General features: G+C 68.2%; 21 protein-coding genes and 1 tRNA gene. 17 read left to right on the forward strand and 5 right to left on the reverse strand.

Translation table 11 applies throughout. The features are described from left to right. Window positions 1–73: 73 nt before the first annotated feature. Window positions 74–2,065: an alpha-amylase gene (locus tag HUS23_07935; GenBank protein ID QKT03750.1), complete on the reverse strand. Its 1,992-nt coding sequence runs from the start codon at window positions 2,063–2,065 to the stop codon at window positions 74–76. 597 nt (window positions 2,066–2,662) lie between these two features. Between HUS23_07935 and HUS23_07940 the strand changes: the two genes are divergently transcribed. The 4 genes from HUS23_07940 to HUS23_07955 all read left to right on the forward strand — a co-directional run bounded on the left by HUS23_07940 (window position 2,663) and on the right by HUS23_07955 (window position 5,641). Then, complete coding sequence (locus HUS23_07940) at window positions 2,663–3,004, forward strand: hypothetical protein (protein QKT03751.1); 342 nt, start codon at window positions 2,663–2,665, stop codon at window positions 3,002–3,004. Between the two features lie 96 nt (window positions 3,005–3,100). Beyond that, window positions 3,101–4,240 carry a sel1 repeat family protein gene (locus HUS23_07945; GenBank protein ID QKT03752.1) on the forward strand — a complete coding sequence of 380 codons (1,140 nt, stop codon included), beginning with the start codon at window positions 3,101–3,103 and terminating at the stop codon, window positions 4,238–4,240. A 124-nt stretch (window positions 4,241–4,364) separates the two neighbouring features. Beyond that, complete coding sequence (locus HUS23_07950; protein ID QKT03753.1) at window positions 4,365–4,742, forward strand: HIT family protein; 378 nt, start codon at window positions 4,365–4,367, stop codon at window positions 4,740–4,742. Continuing rightward, complete coding sequence (locus HUS23_07955; GenBank protein ID QKT03754.1) at window positions 4,739–5,641, forward strand: HNH endonuclease; 903 nt, start codon at window positions 4,739–4,741, stop codon at window positions 5,639–5,641. Before HUS23_07950 ends, HUS23_07955 begins: the two co-directional genes overlap by 4 nt. Window positions 5,642–5,821: 180 nt before the next feature. Here HUS23_07955 and HUS23_07960 read toward each other — a convergent pair whose 3' ends face one another. Then, the gene (locus HUS23_07960) at window positions 5,822–6,004 is read right to left on the reverse strand and encodes a hypothetical protein (GenBank protein ID QKT03755.1); all 183 of its coding nucleotides are present in this window, start codon (window positions 6,002–6,004) and stop codon (window positions 5,822–5,824) included. A gap of 188 nt (window positions 6,005–6,192) precedes the next feature. On the opposite strand from HUS23_07960, the gene HUS23_07965 reads away from it, so the two are divergent. Continuing rightward, on the forward strand, window positions 6,193–6,519 hold the full coding sequence (locus HUS23_07965) for a hypothetical protein (protein QKT03756.1): 327 nt from the start codon (window positions 6,193–6,195) through the stop codon (window positions 6,517–6,519). A gap of 26 nt (window positions 6,520–6,545) precedes the next feature. Here HUS23_07965 and HUS23_07970 read toward each other — a convergent pair whose 3' ends face one another. Beyond that, window positions 6,546–6,950 carry a hypothetical protein gene (locus tag HUS23_07970; GenBank protein ID QKT03757.1) on the reverse strand — a complete coding sequence of 135 codons (405 nt, stop codon included), beginning with the start codon at window positions 6,948–6,950 and terminating at the stop codon, window positions 6,546–6,548. A gap of 250 nt (window positions 6,951–7,200) precedes the next feature. Between HUS23_07970 and HUS23_07975 the strand changes: the two genes are divergently transcribed. After that, a complete protein-coding gene (locus HUS23_07975; GenBank protein QKT03758.1) occupies window positions 7,201–7,548 on the forward strand; it encodes a hypothetical protein in 348 nt (115 codons plus the stop codon). A 43-nt stretch (window positions 7,549–7,591) separates the two neighbouring features. Here HUS23_07975 and HUS23_07980 read toward each other — a convergent pair. After that, a tRNA-Arg gene (locus tag HUS23_07980) sits at window positions 7,592–7,668 on the reverse strand. A 710-nt stretch (window positions 7,669–8,378) separates the two neighbouring features. On the opposite strand from HUS23_07980, the gene HUS23_07985 reads away from it, so the two are divergent. The 4 genes from HUS23_07985 to HUS23_08000 all read left to right on the forward strand — a co-directional run bounded on the left by HUS23_07985 (window position 8,379) and on the right by HUS23_08000 (window position 12,636). Continuing rightward, entirely contained in the window at window positions 8,379–9,110 is a 732-nt protein-coding gene (locus tag HUS23_07985) for a hypothetical protein (protein QKT03759.1), read from the forward strand. A gap of 202 nt (window positions 9,111–9,312) precedes the next feature. Continuing rightward, window positions 9,313–9,786 carry a cytochrome c5 family protein gene (locus HUS23_07990; protein ID QKT03760.1) on the forward strand — a complete coding sequence of 158 codons (474 nt, stop codon included), beginning with the start codon at window positions 9,313–9,315 and terminating at the stop codon, window positions 9,784–9,786. Window positions 9,787–10,042: 256 nt separating this feature from the next. Further along, window positions 10,043–11,701, forward strand: coding sequence for an EAL domain-containing protein (locus HUS23_07995; protein QKT03761.1), 1,659 nt, complete (start codon window positions 10,043–10,045; stop codon window positions 11,699–11,701). Window positions 11,702–11,823: 122 nt separating this feature from the next. Further along, window positions 11,824–12,636: an inositol monophosphatase gene (locus tag HUS23_08000; GenBank protein ID QKT03762.1), complete on the forward strand. Its 813-nt coding sequence runs from the start codon at window positions 11,824–11,826 to the stop codon at window positions 12,634–12,636. A 445-nt stretch (window positions 12,637–13,081) separates the two neighbouring features. Here HUS23_08000 and rep read toward each other — a convergent pair whose 3' ends face one another. Then, window positions 13,082–15,088 carry a DNA helicase Rep gene (rep, locus tag HUS23_08005; protein ID QKT03763.1) on the reverse strand — a complete coding sequence of 669 codons (2,007 nt, stop codon included), beginning with the start codon at window positions 15,086–15,088 and terminating at the stop codon, window positions 13,082–13,084. 176 nt (window positions 15,089–15,264) lie between these two features. Between rep and HUS23_08010 the strand changes: the two genes are divergently transcribed. The 7 genes from HUS23_08010 to HUS23_08040 all read left to right on the forward strand — a co-directional run bounded on the left by HUS23_08010 (window position 15,265) and on the right by HUS23_08040 (window position 21,188). Then, entirely contained in the window at window positions 15,265–15,780 is a 516-nt protein-coding gene (locus HUS23_08010; protein ID QKT03764.1) for a MarR family transcriptional regulator, read from the forward strand. 74 nt (window positions 15,781–15,854) lie between these two features. Then, window positions 15,855–16,097 carry a hypothetical protein gene (locus HUS23_08015; GenBank protein ID QKT03765.1) on the forward strand — a complete coding sequence of 81 codons (243 nt, stop codon included), beginning with the start codon at window positions 15,855–15,857 and terminating at the stop codon, window positions 16,095–16,097. Between the two features lie 8 nt (window positions 16,098–16,105). Continuing rightward, complete coding sequence (locus HUS23_08020; protein QKT03766.1) at window positions 16,106–16,552, forward strand: fibronectin type III domain-containing protein; 447 nt, start codon at window positions 16,106–16,108, stop codon at window positions 16,550–16,552. After that, window positions 16,549–17,784, forward strand: a complete 1,236-nt coding sequence (locus tag HUS23_08025) for a Zn-dependent hydrolase (protein QKT03767.1) — start codon at window positions 16,549–16,551, stop codon at window positions 17,782–17,784. The genes HUS23_08020 and HUS23_08025 overlap by 4 nt, the downstream gene beginning before the upstream one ends. Window positions 17,785–17,792: 8 nt before the next feature. Then, a complete protein-coding gene (locus HUS23_08030; GenBank protein ID QKT03768.1) occupies window positions 17,793–18,521 on the forward strand; it encodes a cysteine hydrolase in 729 nt (242 codons plus the stop codon). Continuing rightward, complete coding sequence (locus HUS23_08035; protein ID QKT03769.1) at window positions 18,518–19,999, forward strand: urea transporter; 1,482 nt, start codon at window positions 18,518–18,520, stop codon at window positions 19,997–19,999. Before HUS23_08030 ends, HUS23_08035 begins: the two co-directional genes overlap by 4 nt. 112 nt (window positions 20,000–20,111) lie before the next feature. Then, window positions 20,112–21,188, forward strand: coding sequence for an aspartate carbamoyltransferase (locus HUS23_08040; GenBank protein ID QKT03770.1), 1,077 nt, complete (start codon window positions 20,112–20,114; stop codon window positions 21,186–21,188). Window positions 21,189–21,222 lie beyond the last annotated feature (34 nt).

Below are 21,222 nucleotides of genomic sequence, written 5' to 3' on the forward strand. Positions count from 1 at the left end.
GTGCGGATTCTTGTTAGGAGCGGTGCGCCGCCAGCCTATCGGAAAGGCGCCGCGGCGCCAAACGCCGCTGCGCTCAGAAGCGCCCGCGCAGGACCGCCGCGCCGTAGGCCGGCAGGTGCAGCGTCGCGCCATCGAGCACGACCCCGTCGGCATCGCCGGCGAGCGAGATCGGGTGCGCGTCCGCGAGATCCACACCGTCCACGGTCACCGCGAGGGCCTCCCCGCTGAAGTTCAGCGCCACTAATGCGGCCTCGCTTCCCTTCACCGCCGGGCGGAGGAAGACCAGCACCGCGTCGTCCTGGTCGTGCGCCGGCACCTGGAGCGCGGCGCCGCGCAGCGCCGGCAGCGAGGCCCGCGTCGCCGCAAGCCGCGCGTAATAGGGGCGCAGTGCGCGCGGGTCGTCCCAGTCGATCGGCGGGCGCGGGCCGTAAGGCTCGAACTCCGCGCCCACCTCGTCGCCGGTATAGACCAGCGGGATGCCCGGCAGCGTGAAGGTGAGCGCCGCGGCGACCCGCGTCAGCGCCAGGCCATGGCGGGAGATGAAGCGCGCGCCGGTGTCGTTGTTGTTCAAAAAGCGCAACGTGCGCGCCGCCGCCGCGGGCGGCACGGCCGGGTGCGTCAGCGCCGCGCGCAGCCGCGCGAGCTCGACGGCGCCGTCGGCGAAGGCCTCATCCCAGGCCCACTGGCCCAGGCGCCCCGTCCAGTCGTACCAGGCGTCGAAGTGCGCCCGGTGCGGCGGCGCGCGCGCCGAGGCCTCGGCGAGCAGCAGGATGTCGGGGTCGATGCGCTTCAGCTCGGCGCGAAACGCGGCCCAGAAGCCCGGCGCCCGATCGCTCACCGCCCAGCTTGCATCCACGCGGAAGCCGTCGATGCCGTACGCGCGCAGCCAGTGCGCCGCCGCCGCGATGACGTAGGCGCGCACCTCCGGGTTGTCGTAGTCGAGGTTCTTGAGGTTGTACCAGTCGAAATAGTGGGTGATCTCGCCCACCGGGTCGCGGTCGAACCACGCGTGGTAGGGCGAGCGTCTCCCATGGCGCGCGGCATCCAGATGATACGGGTGGCGATCCGACAAATGGCTCGGCACGAAGTCCAGCAGCACGCGGAGGCCGCGCGCCTGGGCGTCGGCGATCAGCGCGCGCAGCGCCGCCTCGCCGCCGTAGTCCGCGCGCGCCGCGAAGTGGTCGCGCACCGCGTAGCCGAAATCGTCCGGCGCCGGCTCGCTCACCGGCGACAGCCACAGCGTCGTCACCCCCAGCGCGGCGATGTCGTCGAGGTGCGCACGCACGTCCTCGAAGCCCCCGCCGAGAAAGTAGGGCACCGCGCCGTACACCACGGCCTCGTCCACCCAGCCCGGCGCCCATACCGCGAGGTCCACCGCGCGCGCCGCGCCGTCCTCCACCACGAACACCGCCGTGCTCTCGTCGCTGCGCCCGCGCGCATCGGTCACGCGCAGGGTGACGAAATACTCCCCGTCCACCGTGGGCAACTCGACGTGCAGCGCGGCGTCCGTATCGCGCTCGACCGGCAGCCCGCGCACGTCCCCCGCCACCAACAGCGGCGCCGGGTTATCCGCCCGCGCCGCCCAGGCATAACCCACCAGCGGCGCCGCCTCGCCCGGCGCTTCATCGCTGCCCGAGGCATCCAGCGCCACCACGTCCTCGCCCGCGCGCACCGCCACCCGCGCCACCGGCACGTCCGGCGCACGCACCGTCCAGGTCGCGACCTCCGAGCGCGCCGCCACCGCCTCGCTCGCGTCCAGGCACACCGCCTGCACCGCGTTCTCGCCTTCCCGCAGCGCCACCTCGGCGGCAAAGCGCGCCCCTTCCCGCGCCGCCGCCACCACGCCGCGAGGCGCGCGCACCATCACCTGCGCGCACGCCTCGCCGCGTACCTGGCCGGTAATCGTCTGGCTGAAGGTCCAGGTGTCCCCGCCGTGGGTGTCCAGCGTAATCGGCGCCGCCGCCTCAGCCGCCGCCGACGCCGGTACCGCCAGCGCCGCGACCACCATCATCACGAGCAGCCAAATCCCCGACCCGCCCCGCCGTACCGCCGTACCCTGCAACATGAACCGCGCTCCATGCCCGCCTTCCTGCCAGTGTAGGCACCCGCGTCTCCGTAGGGCACGGAGCGTCGCACGAAGCCGGCGCGCCGCCGGGATGGGGGCTGCGCGTAACGCGGAGCGAATATGCCCGCCAATCGCTTCAGAATCTGAAGCGAATACGCGGTGCAAACGCACGCTTCACGGTCGGACCGGATCTGTAGAGCGGCCCGGAGCGCCTTCCCGATCGGGAATAACCGCTCGCTGGTGAGCGAATGCGCACACAAAAGCGCTTTCGGCGCGTTACGTGCGCGAACGCGCGCATAACTGAAGCGATCCGCTTAACGGCCAACTGTAGAGCCTGCCACTGCGCCTAAGTTGCTGAGCACCTAGTTGCGCCGGGTTTCGGAGGGATGCAGTCACCACTTGGTTGGCTGCGGGCCGCTCTGCCCTTCAACGTTGGTCATTGGGGCTGCCGACGCACGCACTATTACCGGCAAACATTCAGCTAACACTGCCGGACCTTGCAGCGCGCTGCGTGTCGGGCATCCCCAATGTGGGGTATGCGCGTCGGGCTTGAGCAGGGCATGATTCGATCATGCGCGGATGGGCTTGGGGCGATCTATGAACTTGGCACGGCGGGCGGCGGCGCCGCATTTATTGTACGTCTTGGCGCTGATGACGCTCACGACGGGCGCGCTGGCGCCCGCGCCGGCGGTGGGGTGCGTCGAGGTTCCGGGGCTGGAGATGTGGCATGCGGAGGAGCGGCGGCAGGAGTCGTCGCTCTGGCTGCGGTATGAGGCTGCGGCGTCCGCGCTGATGCTGAGCGACTTGGCGGAGGAGCGGGCAGGCGCATTGTGCGGGGGCGATTTTCGCTATTTGGCGCTTTGGGAATACGAGGCGGCCACGGTGCAGGGCGGTACCGCTCCGGGGCGCGGCATCGAGGTAACGGTCGAGTGTCTTTAGCGGCGTGATTCCCTTGCGCCGCCCCTTGCGGCATGCTCGCGCGGAGCGGCGGCACCTGCCCCACGGCCTTTTCCAACAACAACGAGGTGCACGAAGATGCGCTATTTCAACGCGGTGACCTTCTTTCTATCCCTGGTTATGGCCGGGGCAGTGCATGCGCAGGCGGCGGGCGGGAGCGCCGAACTCGTGCAGCAGGGGCGCGCGGCGTTTGCGCAGAACAACTTCAGCGAAGCGGCGCGGCTCTACCGCTTGGCGGCGGAGCGCGGGGACCGCGACGCGCAGCACCTGCTCGGTCACCTGTACCAGCAGGGTCGCGGGGTGTCCAAGGATCCGGCGGAGGCCTTCCGCCTGTTCAAGCTGGCGGCCGACCAGGGCGAGCGCGACTCGCAGCACCACGTCGGCGACATGTACTACGACGGGATCGTCGTGGCGAGGGATGAGGCGCTGGCGATCGAGTACCTGAAGAAGTCGGCGGAACAGGGCTACGGGCCTGCCTTCCGGCTGCTCGGCATGATCGGTTTCACCAGTGACGGGACCGGCCGCTACGAGGGGTTGATCGACTATCTGCCGCCGTTGGTGAACCTCTACGATGACATCCACGGCTACCTCGGCGCGGCGTACATGGAGGGGCGAGGCGGCTTGCCAGTGGACTTCGCCAAGGCCGCGCACCACTATCGCGAGGCAAATGCCGCCAAGCCGAGCCAGGTCTTCCGCGAGCGGGCGGCACTCGCCGAGCGCCTGCTCGACGCGCAGAGCGTCGCCTACACGCGCGGGCACTTGACCGAAACCTTGATGCTCGCCGAAGCCTACAGCAACGGATGGGGCGGCGCTTACGACGAGCTTCCGATGAGGTTCGCCTTGGCGGGCGGCCCCGAGCGCTTCGGGAGCCGGCCGCGCATGGACTTCGAAGCGGCCTTCCGCCTGTACGAGCTCGCCGCGGCGCAGGGCCACTTGCCGTCCATGCGCAAGACCTACCAGATGTTGGACTGGGGAGAGGGGATTGCCCAAGACCGGCCGAGGGCGGCGCAGCTCCTGCAAGAGATCGTCGCCACGGCGCAGAAGCGCCGGGACTGGGACATGGTCGCATGGGCGGCCGAGAAGCTGATGGACAGCGGCGAGGACTTCGAGCGGTACTTGGCGCTGAGTTGCAAGGCGCGCGAGAACGGGGCCGCAGTGAGTTTCCACGTGGACATCATGTGCGGGGGCTTCGACGCCACGCGGACGAAAGGGTGGTGAATCTGCGCATCGACCCGATCTGCGATCGGCGCGAACCCGAGCGCGCCGGAGCCGCTGACGTCCGGCTGCTACTCAAGTACGCGGGGGCTTTGGAGGCCGCCGCCGGGGCACGTAAGCTAAGCTCATGAGCAACTGCATTTTCTGCAAGCTGCGGGCGTCCCGCATCGTGGCGTCGAACGCCTACGCCCTCGCCGCACGCGACAGCTTTCCGGTCGCGCCCGGCCACACTCTGGTCGTCCCGCGGCGGCACATCGGTTCATGGTTCGAGACCAACGAGGACGAACGCATCGCGCTCTTTCGGCTGCTGGACGAGTGCCGCGCGGCGCTGCAGCTCGAGCACGCGCCCGATGCCTACAACATCGGCATCAACGACGGGCCCGCCGCCGGACAGAGCATCCCCCACCTCCACATCCACCTCATACCGCGCTACCGAGGCGACCAGGACGATCCGCGCGGCGGGGTGCGCTGGATACTTCCCGACAAGGCCAAGTATTGGACGTGATTCGCGACGAAATACTGCAGGCGTTCGAAAGCGTTCGCGTGTGGCGCAAACAGGAGCGGCGCGCGGTCCACAAGCCGCTGCTGATTCTTATGGAGCTCGGGAGAATCGCGCGCGGTGAACCGGCCCGCATTTCCTATGCCGAGGCCGAACCCCAGCTCATGCGGCTACTTGCCGAGTTCGGCCCGAGCGGGGCCGTGAAGAGCCGCCACTACCCGTTCTGGCATTTGCAGAGCGATGGTCTGTGGGAGCTCCATGGTCCCGATCGCGTGCTCGATCGACCGGCGGGCGCGACGCCCAATATCGGCGAGCTGCGCGAGCATGACATCAGCGGTCAGTTGGCGCCCCGCGTGCGCGACGCCCTCACCGCCCATCCTGACCTGCTCGCCGAGGTTGCGCAGCGGATCGTCAGCGCCCATTTCCCGGCTTCCATCCAGCGGGATGTCCTCGACGCCGTGGGTCTCACGGTGCCGGTCGCGCCGGGTGTCGACGAGCGTACGCAGCGGCGGCGGGATCCTCGGTTTCGAGACAAGGTCCTGTTGGCCTACGAGTACCGCTGCTGCCTCTGCGGTCACGACATTCGGTTGAACAACCAGGTCATCGGTCTGGAAGCTGCCCACATCAAGTGGTTTCAGGCAGGCGGGCCGGACGTCGAGAGCAACGGGCTGGCCCTCTGCTCCCTGCACCACAAGATCTTTGACCTCGGCGCCTTCACCGTGCGCCCGCGCACCTTGGAGGTGGTGTTCAGCCGCCATGTCGTCGGCAGCCCGCAGATTCAGGCGCGGCTACTCGCATACCATGGGGCGGCGCTCATCCCGCCGCAGAGTGAGCAGTTTCTGCCCACGGCGGACTTTCTGAAGTGGCACGAGGAAGAGGTTTTCAAGAGGCCGGCCCGACAGTGAGGCGTCGGGGCGAGCGTTCTCACTACACGGGCCGGCGCCCACGGGCGGAAGGTGCGGCAAGCGCCATCGACCGCCGACACAGGGCCATCCGTGGCCTTGGAATGGTGTGGCGGACGGGCGGGGGGTGTTGTCCCCGCTTTCGCCCGCGCTACGCGGCGCTTCGCGGCTTGAACGGGTGGCCTAGCGGATCCCGGCGGCCGAGCTGTCGGACGAGCGCCGCGGCGCTTCCTCGGCGGCTTGCTGTTCCATGGCCTCCGCGAGGCCGGTCATGAACTCCCCGAAACCTGCGCAGCCACTGGTCAGCGACAGCACAATGACCATGGCCAGAACTGCCAGCGGACGGACGGCATTGGAATGCGGCATGGCGGAACCTCCTGACGATTCTCTTCGGACTGTGGGTGTCGCGTGACGTTAATGCCGGGAAAGGGTGAACGCATCTTCAACATTGGGTATGCCGGATGGGTTCGTGGGAGCGGCGGGTTAGAGAACGCGATGCGCGGTGCGCGCAGGGTGGCGCGGACCGACCGCGCGCGGACATGCGGAGGAAGTCGATGTCGTTGAAAAAGTGTGCGGGGGTCGCGGCATGGTTCGTACTGGCTTCGCTGGGCGTGCTAATGCTGGCCGCCTGCAACGGGCAGGTGGGCGGCTCATGCCACTACGGCCCGCCGTTCGAGGCCGAGGTGATCGTCACAGGGGTGGAGGATGGCGAGGTGCGCGCGCGCCTGTTGCCGGGTCCGCTCCCGGCGCCCCTGGTTGCGGGCGGCGAACTGATCTTGCGCGCGCCCACCGAGTCGGTGTCCGTGGGGGAGCGTCGCCCGGTGAGCGTGCGCGTCATCGAATCGGGCACCTGCACACCGGTCAGCGCGGCCTGGCGCTAGACCGGCCCTTGCGTGAGCGGCACGGCCTAGCGGGGAGCCGCCGTCACCGTGACGCGAAAACCGGCATGGTGCGGCGGCGCCTCCTCGTCCGTCACGTAGGCGCCGCGCGCGCGCGTGGGATCGGGATAGGCGTGGCGGTTGACGTAATACACGCGCGTGGCGCCCGGCGCGAGACCCGTCAGCACCGCGGTGGAGCGGCCGCCCTCGTCGGCATAGCCGATGGCGGCGACGGTGGGATCGTCCGCGATCAGCCCCCAGTGGTAGCCGCCGCCGATGGAGGTCGGCCCCAGACGATGGCGCACGATGGCCTGGCGCTCGCCGACGCCGAGCATGACCTCCGGCATCTCCGCGCCGCGCGGCGGATAGCCGTGCACGAGGAACTGCGGCCCGCCGCAGCCGGCGACCAAGGCGGCCGCTGCGAGCGCGAGCACGATGCTCGCCCCCCTCGTGCGCGCGTAAAGGCGGCGTCGCGGTTTGTTGTTTGGGCTCATATCAACCCTGGTCGCCGTGTCGGGCAGGATGTCCGCCCATGCATGTGGTGGGCACGTCGGAGTCTACCGCGCGCGGCAGGGGGCGCGCACCTGCAAGCCGAGCTCGCTCGCGCGGGAGGCCGGCGCCGGGCCGAAAGCCGCCCGTGGGGATTACGTGGCTATGGGTGACGATCACTCGAGGGGGGGGCGAATGCGGGACGGACTGTTTATCAGCATCACCTTGGCGCTGGTTGCTGCGGTTGTTCTGTGGCTGGTGCCGTGGATGGGGTTCTCGATCGCGCCGAAAGCGCTTTGGTGGTTGGCAGGGGGCGCGGCGCTGTTTGCGGGGCTGTTGGTGCTCCTCGGCGAATCGATCGTCGAAGATGGGATCAAGGTCGGCTTCATGCTGGCCTGCGCGGGTGTGCTCTGGCTGTCGGATGCCCGCTTAGCCGTGTTCTTTGTGATCGTGCTGCTGTCGGGCGCCGCGGGTATGGCGATGAACCAACTCAACCGATTCACCGCGCGGCGGGCGCGGACAATGGTGGAAACTAGGCGGTGAGGGGGATGCGTCGCTGCCGGCGCATCGCCGGCGCGAAGAAAAATGGCGCGCCCGACAGGATTCGAACCTGTGACCTTTGGCTTCGGAGGCCAACACTCTATCCAGCTGAGCTACGGGCGCTATGAACTGATTGTCTGGTGGTTCTGATCACCACCGTGCCGCCATTGGGGTCGTGTTGGCGGCCAACACTCGTTTGCGCGCTCCTGCGTCGAGCACCGCGCGCAAACGCCAGGGCTCGGCTCCTGCCTCGCCCGCTCGGCGGGGCGAAGATTCACTGGATCTTCGCCTGGTTCCGCCTCGCCCAGCTGAGCTACGGGCGCTATGAACTGATTGTCTGGTGGTTCTGATCACCACCGTGCCGCCATTCGGGTCGTGTTGGCGGCCAACACCCGCTTGCGCGCTCCTTGCGTCGAGCACCGCGCGCAAACGCCAGGGCTCGGCTCCTGCCTCGCCCGCTCGGCGGGGCGAAGATTCACTGGATCTTCGCCTGGTTCCGCCTCGCCCAGCTGAGCTACGGGCGCGGGGGCGCGCGAAGGGAGCATAGGATACTCTTCGCCCCGCGCGACGTCCATGCGCCGCCGCTTTGGCTTGAGGGGCTGCCCCAACATGGGGCGCGCTGTGGACGCGCGCGCACTGCGGCGAGGCAGGCGGCCGCGGTCGCCGTTACTACTTCAAGTTATCCCTTTGTTCTCTCATCGATTCTGCGCATTGGCACGGTGGGTGCAGTGCTGTGCCCGGGAGCCACAGCTGGTGGCGCTGTGCAGGGACGTGCTCAGGCCGGGTGAGTTCGCCCGATGTGTATCGATGGTAGTGATTGGGAGACAGACGCAATGAAGAACGTACGAGTATCGACCATGCGACCGCTGGCGCTGGCCATGGTATTGGCATTCCCGGCCGCGGGCGCAAGCTCGCTGGCGCAGGCGGAGGTGAGCGGGTCGGTCGACGTGCTCTCGCAGTATGTCTTGCGCGGCATCGTGAACGCGCCCGAGAACGAGAACGTCGCCGTGCAGGCGGGGCTGGAGTACGGCCACGCCTCGGGCATGTACGCCGGCTACTGGGCCTCCAACCTCGGCTACGGCGAGGATGGCGCGCAGGGTGTGGAGAACAACCTCTACGCGGGCTATGCGGGCGAGGCGGGCGCCTTCGGCTATGACCTCGGGGTGCTGTATTACGCCTACCTGAACGCCGGCGACGACGTGGACGCCCCGGAGATCTACGCCAGCCTGTCCTACGGGCCGTTCATGCTCGGCGCCGCCTACCTCGCCGACGACGTGACCTGGGGCAACCGGGGCGACATCTACTGGACCCTCGGCTACGAGACGGCGCTGCCGGGCGACTTCAGCCTCGGCGCGCTGCTCGGCTACTACACCTACAGCGACAGCGGCGACTTCATCCCCGCCACGGCCGAAAGCTCGGCTTTCCGGCATTTCAATCTCACCCTGTCGCGCACCTTGGGCACCACCGGTGCCGAGATGAGCATTACCGGCATTCTGGGTGGTAAGGACCGCGACGGCGTGAGCCAGGACAACGCGGTCGTGCTCGGCCTGCACTACGCCTTCTGAGTCGGGGAGCCCCTCCGTCGGGAGCTTTGCGGTGCGGCGTGTGAACGTCGCGCCGCTTTTTTCTTTCTGCTGGTAAGGCCTTGCGCGTCCCGGCGCGCATTGGGGACGGGTTCTTTATCTATATTAGCGCTTGCCGTTATAATGCCGGCCTTCGCGCGTAGCTTGCGCCCCAATTTCTAATGAGCCTTCGAGCGAGGTAGTCGTGAGCCAGCAAGATAACGCCATGGCCGATATCCTGAAGTGGGTCCTAATCCTCGGTGTTGTTGCGGCCGTGGTGTTGTGGGTGATGCACGCACTGTTCGGCGGCGGTCCCGACCGCGAGCCGGATCCCCGCCAGCAGGCCGCCGTCGAGCAGCGTATCGCGCCGTTCGGAACCGTGCAGAGCGGTGAGGTGGCCCAGGTTGCCGCCGGTGAAGGCGAGGTCCGCGCCGGTGCCGACGTGTACGCCGCGAGCTGCGCCGCCTGCCATACGGCGGGTGTGGCCGGCGCGCCGCGTACCGGTCAGGCGGGCGATTGGCAGCCACGCCTCGACGAGCGCGGCATGGACGGGCTGCTCCAGAACGCCATCACCGGCATCGGCGGCATGCCCCCGCGCGGCGGCGCCCCCAACGTCACCGACGAGGAGCTGCAGGCGGCCATCGAGCACATGCTGCAGGAGAGCGGCGTCTCTCCGTAGTTCGCTTCAGCGCCCGTAGCACGAACGCCGGCCACCGCGACGCGGGGCCGGCGTTTTTGTTGCGCGGTCGATCGTTGGCGAGAGTGGCCTATCGAACGTCGCCGCCTCTCGGCACCCGGTACCCCCTGCCCTGCCGCCAGGCGTTTCGGCCGTGCCTCCGGGGCCCACTTCCCAACTTTAGCGCCGCGGCGGTTGTAATTCGGTATCAAGCGGCGGTAAAAGAAGAACTAACAGCAGTGGCGGCGGGAGGCAGTCGATGAGAGGGGACCCGGGGGCCGGTCGCTACGCGATCGCTGGTGTCGTCCTCGGCGCGGGTTTCGTGCTCGCGGCCTTCCTCGTGCTCGGCGCCACGGGCCGGCTGGTGATCCACAATGGATTGCTCGCAGGGCTGGCCGCGGCGCATCGCAGCGAGCCGCTGCTCTACATCATTCACTTCGCCCCCTGGGTGCTGGGCCTGTTCGCTTGGCTGGTGGGCGTCCAGCAGGTGCGCATCCAGCGCTTCTCGGCGAGTATCCAGGCCGAGGTCGAAACCAAGACGCGCGATCTGCAGCAGGCGCTGGCCGACACCCGGCGCGCCAACGAGACCATTCTGCATCTCGCCGAACACGACGCCCTCACCGGCCTGTTTAACCGAGCCCGCATCCAAAAGGACCTCGCGCGTTGGGCGGAGCACGCGCGCCGCTACAGCCGTCCGGTGGCGTTGATGTTCGTGGATCTGGACCACTTCAAGCAGGTAAACGACGGGTTCGGGCATGCGGCGGGGGATGAGTACCTGCGCGGCGTGGCCGAGCGCATCTGCGCCAGCCTACGCAACACGGACGCGGTCGGCCGCTGGGGCGGCGATGAATTCGCGGTGGTGCTGCCCGAGACCGACGCGCAGCGGGCGGGCGAGGTCGGCGACAAGCTGATCGAGACCCTGCGCGCGACGCCGCTGATGGCCGGCGGGCAGGAGTGGTGCGTGTCGGCCAGCGTCGGTATCGCCGTGATGCCGCAGGACACGCGCAACGCCGACGAATTGATCGTCTTCGCCGACGCGGCCATGTACCAAGCGAAGGGCGCCGGCGGGGGCACTTGGCGCCACTACAGCAGTTCCTCGCAGGAGCTTGCGCGCGTGCAGGAGCGGGTGCGCTGGGAGGCGCGGCTACGCCGTGCGCTCGAAACCGACCAGTTCATCGTGCACTACCAGCCGGTGCTGGACTTGGTCAGCGGCGAGACCGTCGGCTACGAGGCCTTGCTGCGGATGGAGGCCAGCGATGGGGCGCTCGTGGAGGCGCGCTTGTTCCTCGACTACGCCGATCAGTTCGACCTCTCGGTGGCCATCGACCGCATGGTGATCCGCAAGGCGATGCACCGCCTCGCCTCCCTGGCCGAGCAGGACAGCCGGGTGTGGGTGTCCGTCAACCTCTCGCGCAGGGCGCTGCGTGAACCGGCCCTTGCCGACGAGGTGAAGGAGTTGGCAAAGAAGGTGGGGGTGGATCTGACCCGCCTGAGCTTCGAGGTCAGCGAGACCATGGCCGCCTTGCAGGAGGTCGAGGCCATGGAGTTGATGGAGCGTCTACGCGGGCTGGGCTGCCGCGTCATCCTCGACGATTTCGGCGTGGGTATCTCCGCGCTGTACGCCCTGGAGCGCTTCCGCGTCGATTTCGTGAAGCTCGACGCGCGCCTGGTGCACCAGGTCAGTCAGGAGGCCAGCGAACGTTTGGTCACCAGCCTGGTAGAAGTGAGCCACGGACTCGGTGCGCGCGTGATCGCCAAGTGCGTGGAGGACTGCGCCCGCATCGCACGCTTGCGCCACGCAGGCGTCGACCTCGTGCAGGGCTACGCTATCGGCGTGCCGATCGAGGCCATTGACCCGCTGGTGAGCAGCGACTGCCCGCACGACCTGAGCGTCTCGGACCCGCGAGCCGCCCCGTAAGCGATGCGCGCGTTCCTCCAGGTCACCTTCGAGGCACTGGTCTTGGCTTTCTTCGCCCCTTGCGCAGGTTGCTTCAGCCCCGCCGCTGGCGTGCGTACCGAATTTTTGCAACACTCCCGCCGATGAAGACCCTCCCCGATTTGGCTACCGTCGTCGAGGTGGTGCGCGACATCGCGCGCCGAGAGATCCTGCCCCGCGCGCAGGACGTGCGCAGCACCCGCAAGGCCGACGGCAGCCTCGTGACCGAGGCCGATCACGCCGTGCAGGCCGCATTGCAGGCCGAGCTGCACCGGCGCTGGCCCGAGGTCGCGCTGCTCGGCGAGGAGATGGCGTGCGAGGAGCAGGCGGGGCTGATCCAGCACTCCGCCAGTGCGCTGTGGTGCCTCGATCCGCTGGACGGCACCAGCAACTTCGCCGTCGGGCTGCCTTTCTTTTGCACCTCGCTCGCCTTGCTGCACGAGGGGGAGGTGGTGCAGGGCGTCGTGTACGACCCGCTGCGCGACGAGTGCTATGCGGCCGAAAAAGGCCGCGGTGCGTCGTTGAACGGTGTGCGGCTTGGCACCGTGCGCCCCGCCTCCCCCTTGCGGGGCGGCGTCGGGCTGGTCGACCTCAAGCGCCTGCCGCGCGCGCTCGCCGAGCGCCTGGTGCGCGAGCCCCCCTATGCCTCGCAGCGCAGCCTCGGTTCGGTGGCGCTGGACTGGTGCTGGGTCGCCGCCGGGCGCGTGCACGTCTATCTGCACGGCAAACAGAAGCTGTGGGACTACGCCGCCGGTGAGCTGATCCTGCGCGAAGCGGGCGGGCATTCCGCCACCCTCGATGGCGAGAGCGTCTCCCGCCCCTCGCTTGCCCCCCGCTCCTCGGTGGCCGCGCTGGACGAGGCGCTGTTCCAGGAATGGGCGGCGTGGCTTGGGGTGCCGGGGCACCAGCGCGGCTGAGCCGCCGCGGAGCCATTGCGGCTGGTGCATTTGCGCCGCTCACTGGGCAGTGCAGGGCAGTGCCGGCTTCAAGTTTCCCCGCCTGCTGCGCAGGCGGCCCTCCCCCTAACCCCCTCCCACTGCGCGGGAGGGGGAATTGAAACATGCGGACGCTTGCCGCACCCGCGCGCCTTTACTCCCTACCCCCGCGCCAGTGCGGGAGGGCGGGGAGGGGGCCGGGCCGTAGGCGCGGGAGGGGGAATTGAAACAACATGCGGACGCCGGCCGCACCCGCGCACCTTTACTCCCTCCCCCGCGTCAGTGGGGGAGGGCTGGGGAGTGTGCAAACCGGCTACATAGGTAACACCTTGGACCGGGCACATGGGTGACAGGTACACCGCGTCGGCAGGAGGGCCTGCCGCACCGTGGATAACAACCTGGGCCCCGCGCCCAGCGGCGATGGCGGCTACTGCCCGAGCAGCCCGCGCAGGTTGGCCAGATGCGCCTGGCCGCGCGACTGGCGCTCTTCGGGGTCGACCTGTTCGCCTTTGCCTTCCCACTTGAGGTCGTCGGCAGGCAGTTCCTGGAGGAAGCGGCTGGGTTCGGTGTCGATCAACTCGCCGCCGCGCTTGCGCTTGCGCGCGTACGTGAAAGTGAGCGTGCGCTGGGCGCGGGTGATGCCCACGTAGGCCAGGCGCCGTTCCTCCTCGAGACTCTCCTCGGCGAGGCTCACGCGGTGGGGCAGCAGCTCCTCCTCCATGCCGACCAGGAACACGTGCGGGAACTCCAGCCCCTTGGCGGCATGCAGGGTAAGGAGGTGCACGGCGTCCATCTCGGCCTCGTCTTCGTTGCGGTCCAGCATGTCGATCAGACTCATGTGCGCCACCACCTCGCCGAGCGATTTCTCGCCCTCGGCGGCGTCGATGATGCGCTGCATCCAGGCCAGCAGTTCCTCGACGTTGCCCACGCGGCGTTCGGCCGCCGCGGGCGTGGCCGCGCTGTCGGTGAGGTAGGCGTAGTAGTCGATCTGCTTGATCATGTCGCGCACCACGCCCAGCGTGTCGCCGCGCGCGGCGCGATCGCCTACGTCCACCAGCCATTCGCCGAACTGCTGCAGGCGCGTGACCGCGCGCTCGGGCAGGTGCTGTGCGAGCCCGAGCTCGAGCGAGGCGGCCAGCAGCGACGTGCCCCGCCCCTGCGCGTAGTTGGCGAGCTTCTCCACCGTGGTCGGGCCGATCTCGCGCCGCGGGGTGTTCACCGCGCGCAGGTAGGCGGCGTCGTCGTCCGGGTTGACCAGCAGGCGCAGGTAGGCCATCAGGTCGCGCACCTCGGTGTGGGCAAAGAACGAGGTGCCGCCCGACAGCCGGTAGGGGATGTGGTGCTCGCGCAGCGCCTGCTCGAACAGGCGCGACTGGTGGTTGCCCCGATACAGGATGGCGTAATCGCGGTAGTCGCCGCGGTGGGTGAAGTGGTGGTGCAGGATCTCGCTTACGACCTTGGCGGCCTCGTGCTCGGGGTCGTTGGCGGCCAGCACCCGCAGCGGGTCGCCGTAGCCGAGCTCGCTCCACAGGCGCTTCTCGAACACGTGCGGGTTGTTCTGGATGAGCTGGTTGGCGGCCTTGAGGATGCGCCCGCTGGAGCGGTAGTTCTGCTCGAGCTTGACCACCTTGAGCTGCGGGAAGTCCTCGGCGAGTTGGGCGAGGTTCTCCGGGCGCGCGCCGCGCCAGGCGTAAATCGACTGATCGTCGTCGCCCACCGCGGTGAGCGCGCCGCGCGCCCCGACCAGCAGGCGCACCAGGCGGTACTGGCAGGCGTTGGTGTCCTGGTACTCGTCCACCAGCAGGTGGCGCACGCGGTTCTGCCAGCGCTCGCGCGCCTCGGCGTTCTCCTCGAACAGGCGCACCGGCACGGTGATCAGGTCGTCGAAGTCGACCGCGTTGTAGCTCTTCAGGTGGCGCTGGTACTGGGCGTAGACCTTGGCCGCCGCAACCTCGTGCGCCTGTGCGCCGGCGGCGGCCTGCTCGGGCGACACGCCGTCGTTCTTCCAGGTGGAGATGCGTTGCTGCAGTTCGGCGACCTGGTCCTTGTCGAGCTCCAGGCCCTTGCTGGCCAGCTCCTTGATGAGCGCGGCGCTGTCGGCGGCGTCGAAGATGGTGAAGCCGCTGCGGTAGCCGAGCACGGCGGCCTCGCGGCGCAGGATGGACAGACCCAGGGTATGGAAGGTGGATACCTTGAGTCCGGCCCCTTCCTTCCCTTGCATCAGCGCGCCGGCGCGCGCCTTCATCTCGCGCGCGGCCTTGTTGGTGAAGGTCACGGCATAGATGTCGCGCGCCTTATAGCCGCACTCGCGCACCAGGTAGGCGATCTTGTGGGTGATCACGCGCGTCTTGCCGCTGCCGGCACCAGCCAGCACCAGTAGGGGGCCGTCGATATGGCGCACGGCCTCGCGTTGGCGGGGATTCAAATCGGACATGGGGCGGCTTCGCGATCGGGCTGCGCATTGTAGCAGGCGCCCCGCGCGCTCCAAGCCGCACCTGGCCCCGTTTTGAAACATTTCCCGAAAAATGGTATTGTACAAAAATATTCCGGCGGATCGCACAGCCTGAGGGGGCCGTGGGTCCGATCTTCCTTCGCGATGGCAGGCCCCGCATGCACATGCCGAACGAATCCGTTTCCGGTCCGCGCCCCGATGACGGTCTGCGCAGTACGCGCCTGAACGCCATCATCCGCGACCTGCGCCTGGTGTTGGGCGCGATCCGCGAGCACTCGCGCTGGGTCGAATCGCACTGCGGCGTGAGCGCCGCGCAATTATGGGCTTTGTGGGAGCTGGCCACAGCCCCGGGGATGCGTGTGTCGGAGCTCTCGCGCGCGCTGACCATTCATCAATCCACGGCCAGCAATATGCTCGACAAGCTCGAGCGCAAAGCGTTGGTGGAGCGCGTACGGGGCGGACCCGATCAACGGGTGGTGCGCCTGTACCTCACGGAAGCGGGCATGAGCCTGCTGCAGGATGCGCCGCGGCCGGCACAGGGGGCGATCAGCAGCGCCCTGCAGAGTCTGCCGGACGCGGAGTTGGAGGGCTTGCATCGGCATCTGGATCGCCTGGTGCAGGCCATGGGTGTGACGGATCGGCAGGCGGCCTTGCGGCCGTTGGGTGCCGATTGACGAACGGCCGACGAGGGAGCGACATGATCCGTCGGGGGCTGTGGCAACTCGCATGAGCGAGTGGAGGAAAAGACGTGGATAAGCAGATGTTCTTTTGTGCTCCGCAGCGGGCGTATCTCAGTACCTTTGATTGCATGGAACTGCGTGAACGTCCGATCGGCAAGGCGCCCATGGGCAGCCAGCCGCGCCTGAAGGCCTGCGAGCGCTGCTCGCTGTACCCCTTGGTCGACGCGGGCGACGTGCCAACCGTCTCGCTCGCCGATTATCTGAACGGTGCGCGCCCGGAGGCGGCGGAGCTGCCCAAGCGCCGCGCCTGAGGTCCGGTTTGCGGGGATTCTTGTGCTGGTGTTTTTGCCTGCTGCTCCTGCTGCCGCCGGCCGCAGTAGCGCAGGTGCCCGTCCTCACGGTCAGTGAGGACGTGGCGCGGGCCGGGTACTACCGGCTCGATTGGTCCGGCGCCGTCGCGGGCGCCGGCGCGCGCTTCGTGCTCCAGCGGGCGGCGGACGCCACATTCGCCGAGGCGCAGACGGTCTACCGCGGCCTCGACTCCGCCCGGGTGCAGAGTGGCGTGCCGGACGGCACCTATTACTACCGTGTGCGGGTGGAGGGCCCCGAAGGGGCGGGTCCATGGAGCGCACCGCGACGCGTCGAGGTGGCTCATCACCCACTGCCCCGCGCGCTGGGTTTCCTGGGCGTGGGGCTGCTCGTATTCCTGATGACGCTGGGACTGATCGTCAGCGGTGCCCGCGCCGCGGCAAAGGAGCCTGCATGAGTTTGACGGTCGACTTCGAGCGACTGAAATCCGATATCCAGACCCTCGCCACCATCGGCCTCGGCGAGGGGCAGGGCCTCTACCGCATGGCCTTCTCAGACGGCGATATGCAGGCGCGCGCCTGGCTCGCCGAGCGCATCCGCGCCGCGGGCCTCGACCTGCACGTGGACGGCGCGGCCAACATCCATGCCCGTCTCGGCTGGGACGAAGGGCGCACGCCCAGTGTGATGATGGGCTCGCACATGGACACCGTGCCGGGCGGCGGCCACCTGGACGGTGCGCTCGGCGTGCTGGTCGCGCTGGAGTGCGTGCGCCGTCTGAAGGAGGCCGGCACCGCGCTCGCGCGCCCGGTCGAGGCGGTCGCCTTCACCGACGAGGAAGGCCGCTTCGGCGGCATGCTCGGCTCGCAGGCCATCGCCGGGCGCCTCACCCCGCAGACAATTTACGCCGCGCACGATCTCGACGGCATTTCGCTGGTCGAGGCCATGCAGGCCTACGGACTCGATCCGATGGACGCCCTCAGCGCCCAGCGCCGGCCGGACAGCCTGCATGCCTTTCTGGAACTGCACATCGAACAGGGCCCGGTGCTCGATCGCCAGAAAATCAGTGTCGGCGTGGTGGAGGCCATTACCGGGCTGTTCAAGTGGAACGTGCGCCTGATCGGCGTCGCCAATCATGCCGGCACCACGCCCATGGACATGCGCCAGGACGCCTTCCAGGGGCTGGCCGAGTTCGCCGGCGAGATCGCCCGCATTCTGGAGGAGCACGGCAGTGCGCGCAGCGTGGCCACCATCGGCCGCGCCGAGCTCTATCCCGGCGCGGCCAACACCGTGCCGGGGCGGGTGGAATTCTCTCTGGACGTGCGCGACCCGGCGCCCGAGGTGCTCGCGGGCTTGGGTCACGCCTTCCGCCGGGCGCTGTCCGCCATCGCCCGGCGGCGCGACCTGATGTTCGAGTTCGAGGTGCTGAGCGAGATCGAACCGGTCAAATGCGATGCGGGTATCGCGGACCTGATCGAAGAACACGCCAATGCACTGGACTTGCGGGCGCTGCGCATGGTGAGCGGCGCGGCGCACGACACGCAGATCATGGCGGGCATTACCCGCGCGGCTATGATTTTCGTGCCCAGCAAAGAGGGCCGCAGCCATTCCGCGGCGGAGTGGACGGCGTGGGAAGACATCGAACGCGGCGCGAACTTGGCCCTGGCCACGCTCGCCCGCTTGGCCGCCTAGGAGCGCCCATGGAAGACAAGCTCGATCCGCAATTTCTGAACGTCGATCCGCTCGAGGAGGCATATCGGGAGAGCATTACCGACCCGAAGGCCTTTCGGCGCTCGCTCGGTGAACATCACACCGCGCTGATGGTCATCGACGTGCAGTACCTGGACGCCGCGCCCGGCCACGGCGTGTTCGCCAACCTGGAAGAGAACGATGTGCCGCGTGAGGCGCAGGAATACTACTTCTCGCGTTTGCACGACATGGTGCTGCCCAACATCCGCTTGCTGCAGGACGCGTTTCGATCGCGTGGCCTGGAGGTGATCCACACGCGTATCCAGTCGCTCACCCAGGACGGGCGCGAGCGCAGCCCGGGTCACAAGCGCCTCGGCGTACACGCGGCGCCCGGTTCCAAGGAGGCGCAATTCCTGGAACAGGTCGCCCCGCAGGGCGACGAGATCGTCATCAACAAGACCGCGAGCGGCGTGTTCACCTCCACCAACATGGAGTACGTGCTGCGTAACCTCGAGATCACCGGGCTGTTCGTCACCGGCGTGTACACCAACGAATGCGTGTCCACCACGGTGCGCGACGCCTGCGACCTCGGCTTTTACGTCACGCTGATCGACGATGCGTGTGCCACGGTGACGCCGGATTTGCACGAGGCCACCATCCGCACCCTGCGTGATCGTTACGCCCGCGTGCAGTCCACCGAGGACGCCCTGCAGGACATCAAGGGGCTGGTCTTCGCGTGAATGTGGTCGGCGATGCCATTCTGGATCCGGGGCTCGCCGGCCTATTACTGGTAATCCTGAGCGCGCTGTGGATTGCGCTCGGATGGTATTGGGGCCGCGGGGCGCGCACCGCGGACGACTACATGCTGGCCGGGCGCAACGTCGGCATGGCGCTCGCCACCGCCACCGCGATGGCGACCTGGGTGACCAGCAATACCACCATGGCCGCGCCGCAGCTTGCGCTGCAGCTCGGCCTGTGGGGGATGATCGGCTACTCCTTGGGCTCGATCGGGCTGTTGCTGTTCGCGCCGCTCGCGCACCGCATCCGTACCTTGATGCCGGGCGGCTACACCAGCGGCGATTTTTTCCGCCTGCGCTACGGCAAGACCGGCTGGCGGGTGTTTCTCGCCATCTCGCTGTTCTACGGTCTGGGTTGGCTGATCAGCCTGGGCATGGCCGGCGGCGTGTTGATTCATGCCCTGTCCGGCATCGACTACCGCATCGGCATGAGTGTCATTCTCGCGGTGTGCGTTGCGTACACCCTGCTCGGCGGGCTGCGTGCGGTGATCGGCACCGATTTCATTCAGACCATCCTGATCGTGGTCGGCGTGGTGGTGCTGGCGGTGCTGGCGGTGGGGCGCGTGGGCTTCGACGAGATGCACGGCACGCTGCTCAGCGAGCGTCCCGAGCTGCTGAACATGCTCATGCCGGCCGCGCTGATGTTTCTGTTCAACAACCTGTTGTTCGGGGTGGGCGAGATCTTCCACTCCAACGTGTGGTGGAGCCGCGCGCTGGCGTTTCGCGGCGACGTCGGGCGGCGCGCCTATCTGCTGTCGGGCATCTTTTGGATGCCGATCCCGATCGTCGCCGGTTTCGTGGCACTGGCCGCGCCGGCGCTGGCGCTGAACGTGCCGGACGCCGACATGGTCGGGCCGATGGTGGCCGCCGAGCTGCTCGGCGTGGCCGGCGCGGTGATCGTCTTCGTGGTGGTGTTCGCGGCGCTGGCCTCGAGCCTGGACTCGCTGCTCGCGGCGACCAGCGACCTGGTCACGCGCGACATCTATCAGGGGCATGTGCGTCAGCACATGACGCCCGAGCAGTTGCAGAGTGCGGCGCGCTACACGGTGCTCGGCTTGGGCGTGCTGACCTGGTTGCTGTGTCTGCCGCGCATCACCGACCTCGCGGCGCTGCTGCATTTCACCGGCGCGTTTGTGGCCAGCACCATCTGGCCGGTGGCGGCCGGTCTGTATTGGCGGCGCACGAATCGCACCGGCGCGATCCTCGCCATGGTGCTGGGCAGCGCCGCGGGCTTGAGCGCGTATTTCATCATCGGGTTCTACGTCGCCGCGCTGGTCGGCGCCGCGGTGTCGATGACGCTGGTGTTGGTGAGCACCTGGCTGTGGCCCGAAGACTTCGACTGGCGGCGCCTGAACGAGACGCCGCCGAGCGGTGGTTCGGCGCCGAGTCCGAGCCCTAACCTGGGCGGGGGCGTGGCATGACGGCGAGTATCGAATTTCTCACGGTGCTGGTGAGCGTCGCGATCGGCGCGGCGGCGGTGGCGCCGGTGGTGCTGATTACACTTTGGATCAGGGACAGGAAATCGGGGAGACTATGGTGAGCGAGCTGAATCCGCTGCTGGAACACCCTTTGCAGCCCAAGGACGGGACGGCGGGCATCGAACGCCCCACCGCCCTGCTGAATCACATCGAAGAGGATGCCGCGCCGCTGGTGGATCTGGCCAACCGCTGCATCGTCTCGGCGCGCCAATTCGACCGCGCCACCTGCGTGCAGTTGTTTCGCCTGGCGGCACAGTACGAGTCTACCCCGGCGCTGATGGCGCGGCCGCTGGCCAACAAGATCTTGATCAGCGCGTTCTACGAGCCGAGCACGCGCACGCGCCTGTCGTTCGAGAGCGCGTGGCATCGGCTAGGCGGCGACATCATGTCGATCACCGATCGTGGCTCGACCGGCATCGCCAAGGGCGAGTCGCTGCCCGACATCGCCGAGATGTTCAACAACTACGGCGACGTCATCGTGCTGCGCGACTCGCACGACCAGTCGGTGTACGAGATGTTACCCGCGCTGCGCATCCCAATCATCAATGCGGGCAACGGCGTGGACGAGCATCCCACGCAGGCGCTCGCCGATCTGTACGCCATCTTCAAGTGGCGCCCGGAGCTGCTCGACGAGGACCTGCCCGAGGATCAGCGCATCCGTATCGGCGTGATCGGGGTACCGGACCGCATGCGCACCGTGCGCAGTCTGCTGCTGATGTTGAGCCTGTTCCCCGAGGCGATCGCCGAGATCGTGATCATCAGCCCCGAGGAGGGGCTGTTTCGCGAAGGCCAGCGCGAGGAGCTCGAACAGCGCGGACTGCGCGTGCGCGTCTCCAAGCGCCTGGACGAGACCCTGCCCGCGCTCGACGTGGTGTACATCAACTCCATCGCCTGGGTGGGCGATACCTACGAGCAACTCGGGGTGGACATGCGCCTGTCGGCCGACTCGCCGCTCAAGTCCGGCGCGATCGTGCTGCATCCGCTGGCGCGCGGTGCCGAGCTGGCCACCGATCTCGATGACACGCCGCACAACTGGTACTTCGCGCAGGCGCGCGGTGCCGTGTTCGTGCGCATGGCGCTGCTCACCTGTCTGGTGCAACGCATCGGGCAGGTGATGGACGCGCAGGACTGACACGCCCGACCGAAATGGACCTGGCGCGCCGCGG

Source organism: Ectothiorhodospiraceae bacterium 2226 (assembly GCA_013348725.1).
Lineage (GTDB): Bacteria > Pseudomonadota > Gammaproteobacteria.

Bases quoted from the DNA above. Each gene is read 5' to 3' on its own strand.
- HUS23_07935 (QKT03750.1), bottom strand. From the start codon at position 2,065: ATGTTGCAGGGTACGGCGGTACGGCGGGGCGGGTCGGGGATTTGGCTG.
- HUS23_07940 (QKT03751.1), top strand. From the start codon at position 2,663: ATGAACTTGGCACGGCGGGCGGCGGCGCCGCATTTATTGTACGTCTTG.
- HUS23_07945 (QKT03752.1), top strand. From the start codon at position 3,101: ATGCGCTATTTCAACGCGGTGACCTTCTTTCTATCCCTGGTTATGGCC.
- HUS23_07950 (QKT03753.1), top strand. From the start codon at position 4,365: ATGAGCAACTGCATTTTCTGCAAGCTGCGGGCGTCCCGCATCGTGGCG.
- HUS23_07960 (QKT03755.1), bottom strand. From the start codon at position 6,004: ATGCCGCATTCCAATGCCGTCCGTCCGCTGGCAGTTCTGGCCATGGTC.
- HUS23_07965 (QKT03756.1), top strand. From the start codon at position 6,193: ATGTCGTTGAAAAAGTGTGCGGGGGTCGCGGCATGGTTCGTACTGGCT.
- HUS23_07975 (QKT03758.1), top strand. From the start codon at position 7,201: ATGCGGGACGGACTGTTTATCAGCATCACCTTGGCGCTGGTTGCTGCG.
- HUS23_07985 (QKT03759.1), top strand. From the start codon at position 8,379: ATGAAGAACGTACGAGTATCGACCATGCGACCGCTGGCGCTGGCCATG.
- HUS23_07995 (QKT03761.1), top strand. From the start codon at position 10,043: ATGAGAGGGGACCCGGGGGCCGGTCGCTACGCGATCGCTGGTGTCGTC.
- HUS23_08000 (QKT03762.1), top strand. From the start codon at position 11,824: ATGAAGACCCTCCCCGATTTGGCTACCGTCGTCGAGGTGGTGCGCGAC.
- rep (QKT03763.1), bottom strand. From the start codon at position 15,088: ATGTCCGATTTGAATCCCCGCCAACGCGAGGCCGTGCGCCATATCGAC.
- HUS23_08010 (QKT03764.1), top strand. From the start codon at position 15,265: ATGCACATGCCGAACGAATCCGTTTCCGGTCCGCGCCCCGATGACGGT.
- HUS23_08025 (QKT03767.1), top strand. From the start codon at position 16,549: ATGAGTTTGACGGTCGACTTCGAGCGACTGAAATCCGATATCCAGACC.
- HUS23_08030 (QKT03768.1), top strand. From the start codon at position 17,793: ATGGAAGACAAGCTCGATCCGCAATTTCTGAACGTCGATCCGCTCGAG.
- HUS23_08040 (QKT03770.1), top strand. From the start codon at position 20,112: ATGGTGAGCGAGCTGAATCCGCTGCTGGAACACCCTTTGCAGCCCAAG.